This window comes from Candidatus Aeolococcus gillhamiae (assembly GCF_016464765.1).
Lineage (GTDB): Bacteria > Chloroflexota > Dormibacteria > Aeolococcales > Aeolococcaceae > Aeolococcus > Aeolococcus gillhamiae.
On record NZ_JAEKNS010000161.1, the window covers coordinates 1 to 3,105 of the forward strand.

A 3,105-nucleotide genomic window follows, 5' to 3' on the forward strand; every position below is an offset into this window, starting at 1 on the left:
AGGTCAAGGTGGACGGGCTGTTCTCATAGCGTCGGATTATTCCACCCCGGTGCTTACATAGCGATTACAGTTTTGGAGTTCCACGGCTCGAGGTGAACCACCCTGGGTCTGATGGAGGCTCCACCAAACCCAGGCGATTCAGTCAACGAGGTGGACGTCAGCGGCGAGCGACCCGACTGATTTCGGCCCCGTTGCGTGCACGATGCTGGGACGTCTGCGAGCACCGCGGCGACGACATCACAATCGTCGTCCGGTACATCCCGTCCGGCGTACGCAGGGGGGACCAACGGCATGAGCGGCATCGAATCAACCACCTCCGTCGCCGTGCTCGGCCCGGGGGGCGTGGGCAGCCTGGTGGGAGCGCTTCTCGCCCATGAGGGTGTGCGGGTGGTGTGCCTGGCTCGCCAGGCCACGGTCGACCGCCTCCGGGCGCACGGCATCACGGTGCGCAGCGATCGCTTCGGCAGCTTCACCGTCCCGGTTGAGGCGGCGACACGTCTGCACGTGAGGGCTGACGCAGTGCTGGTCACCGTCAAGGCGCCGGACCTGCTCGCAGCACTCGACGCCGTACCACCCTCGGCACTCGGCGATGCGCTGGTCATTCCGTTCCTCAACGGTATCGAGCACGTCGCCACGTTGCGAGGGCGGTACTCGGCGGAGGCTGTCGTGCCGGCGACGATCCGAGTGGAGGCGACCCGCGTCGCAGTCGGACAGGTCGAGCACACCAGTCCGTTCGCGTCGGTGGAGTTTGCGGCGAGCGCCGCGAACGGCGACCGTGTCGGGCAGCTCGCTGCGCATTTGCGGGGTGCCGGGCTTGAGGTGAACGTTCGCACGGACGAGACAGCCATGCTGTGGGAGAAGCTTGCGTTCCTGGCCCCGCTGGCGATCTTGACCACCTACGCGGAGGCGCCGGCCGGTGCAGTGAGGACCGACTGCCGTGACGACCTGGTCGCCTGCATCCGCGAGGTCACCGAGGTCGCCAAAGCGAAGGGCGCGCACGTCGACGTCGATCGCCTGATCGCCGCCATCGATGGTGTACCGGCGAGCATGCGGTCGTCGATGCAGCGCGACGCCGCGGCCGGTCGTCCGACGGAGCTGGAAGCGATCGGCGGTGCAGTTGTGAGGGCCGCTGATCGAGCACGCGTACCGGTGCCGGTGACCCGGCGCTTGGTCGAGGCTCTGCGCGACCGGCAGCCCACTGTGAGCCCCTGACAGCTGAACAGCAGCCACCAGTTGACCGGATAGTGGTGGCGAATCCAAGCACCATGCCGATCTGCATCATCAACCAGTCACCCGTCTAAATCACACTGAGTGATGTGAGGTCGGTAACGATTGTACGTGTGCAGCCAGTCGGTCAAGGCCCGCGACCGAGCTGGTGATCGACACCACCCAGTCCCATCGTGCCCGCATGTCACGCGCGGCGGCCTGGCAGTCGCTCTGGTCGCCGCCCTCGTAGCGGCACGACGCGCCGCGGGTTGTCGACAGAGGATTGAATGTCCGGCTCGAGCGGCCCCGAGAAGGCCGCCGGCGGTGAGGAAGGATCAGCGTTGCACACGCCCTCGGGGACGGGCGGGTTCATGAGCCCGGCGGTGGTGCTGCCGCTCCAGCCTGACGAGGTGATTCGTGAGCCGCTGGACCGCCTCGCGCACCTCGGCGGCGAGCTGGTGGGTGGGGGGATCATCGATCGCTCCAGCCGCAGCCTCGACCTTGTCAACGCGACGCAAGAGGAAACGAGCCTCTCGCAGGAGCGCCTGGGTTTTCTTGGCCGTTTTGGTCGCGGCGGCCGGGCGCTGGTCAGCGGGAGGGTCGTCTGTCATCGCGACAGTGTCCGTCTTTCCCGCCGCAGAGGCGGGTGGATCACACGGAACCGGGGTTGTGTCGCATCTGCTCCACTTCGTCCCAGATTGGCCCGATTGCCCCGAGGCCAGCGGCGTATCGAGGTCGCCCCTGAGCGGCTCACAGGACTGACGCGTTCGGCGGGTTCGTGGCGTCCCTGGGCCTGTGTAACCCGCGGCGCGGTGAGCGAGGGGTAGAGGTCAGATCAGCAACTCCGGCGGGGCCGTGGAGCGGGTGATCGAGTCGAGAAAGCCGCGCGTCTGCTCGGAGTTCTCCACGGTGATGGGCTTGCCGCTGCGCATGTGCAGACCCCAAACCGACGCATCGTTTGCGAGGTCGTCAGGAGGGTCTACCCACTCGACAGCGTCGAGGTTGACCAGCTTTTTGATGCGCTTGTTGTTGATGCTGACGTCGTGGAACTCATGCAACTCCATCAGTTGGTCTCCTTCATCACGCGGGGTGGTCATGTGCTGATTGTCCTGCCACGCGTGGGTTGCCACACACGGCGGTCGATCACGGGCCGAATGCCCAGCTGCGCCATGCGACTACCCGCTGGGGTACCGCTTGAGATACATCGCGATCTTGTGAGGCCGAAGTGGTAGTTCTGGTCCTGCGCTTGTCGCTGGAGGGAGCGATCAGTGCCGGCAACCGCGGCACGTCCCTCCCTCCGCGACGGCCGAGGCCCCGTTGGCGATGGCGTGCTACGCCGGCCTTTCGGTGGAGCACGTCCCGTGAGGTCAAGCCTGCTCCCGAGGTCGTGCGCGAGCTGATGTCTCTGGTGGCGTGAGCAGCCCCGAGCTGATCCCTTGCCGGGACGAGCCGCGCCCTTCGGCGATTGTCGCGCGGCCCGGTGGGCGGGCGCTCGAGCTGCCTCGTGACGTAAGGGTCGACCGAGACCGCCGTATCGCCTTCGCCGGCACGTCTACTGAGCGAGGCCTCGGCAACTGCTCCGCGACATCGTCGAGCTGTGTCCGGACCATCCAGAAGGTGCTCAGCCCGAAACCGCGTGGCGCATCGCCTGTGAGGACGTGGCCATTGGGTAGAGGACGAGCGGCGCTTCGCGTCCCTGGAACTTGTCTAGCGTCCCGACCCGGACCCCTGAGCATCGTCTCTGGGTGAGCGCCTCTTCGCGCCGGTCGGAGGCGGAATCAGGTTGCTGGCCGCTCTCTCGCGGGAGATGAACGACCCGAGCTCCTGGATCGTGCTCATCAGCGGGGCGGGGAACACAACGGTGGTGTTCTTGTCGACGCCCATCTCAACCAGGGTCTG

Annotated in this window: 3 protein-coding genes and 1 pseudogene; 1 reads left to right on the plus strand and 3 read right to left on the minus strand. The window is 66.6% G+C overall.

What is annotated here, in order from left to right; all coding sequences use genetic code 11:
• The first annotated feature begins 291 nt into the window (after positions 1 to 291).
• Positions 292 to 1,212: a ketopantoate reductase family protein gene (locus tag JF886_RS16355; protein ID WP_337314396.1), complete on the plus strand. Its 921-nt coding sequence runs from the start codon at positions 292 to 294 to the stop codon at positions 1,210 to 1,212.
• A gap of 329 nt (positions 1,213 to 1,541) precedes the next feature.
• Here JF886_RS16355 and JF886_RS16360 read toward each other — a convergent pair whose 3' ends face one another.
• From JF886_RS16360 to JF886_RS16370, 3 genes and pseudogenes are all read right to left on the minus strand, one after another.
• A complete protein-coding gene (locus JF886_RS16360) occupies positions 1,542 to 1,817 on the minus strand; it encodes a hypothetical protein (RefSeq protein ID WP_337314398.1) in 276 nt (91 codons plus the stop codon).
• 219 nt (positions 1,818 to 2,036) lie between these two features.
• Entirely contained in the window at positions 2,037 to 2,303 is a 267-nt protein-coding gene (locus tag JF886_RS16365; RefSeq protein ID WP_337314400.1) for a hypothetical protein, read from the minus strand.
• Positions 2,304 to 2,913: 610 nt separating this feature from the next.
• Positions 2,914 to 3,105: pseudogene (locus JF886_RS16370) on the minus strand (slipin family protein); the annotation flags it as partial.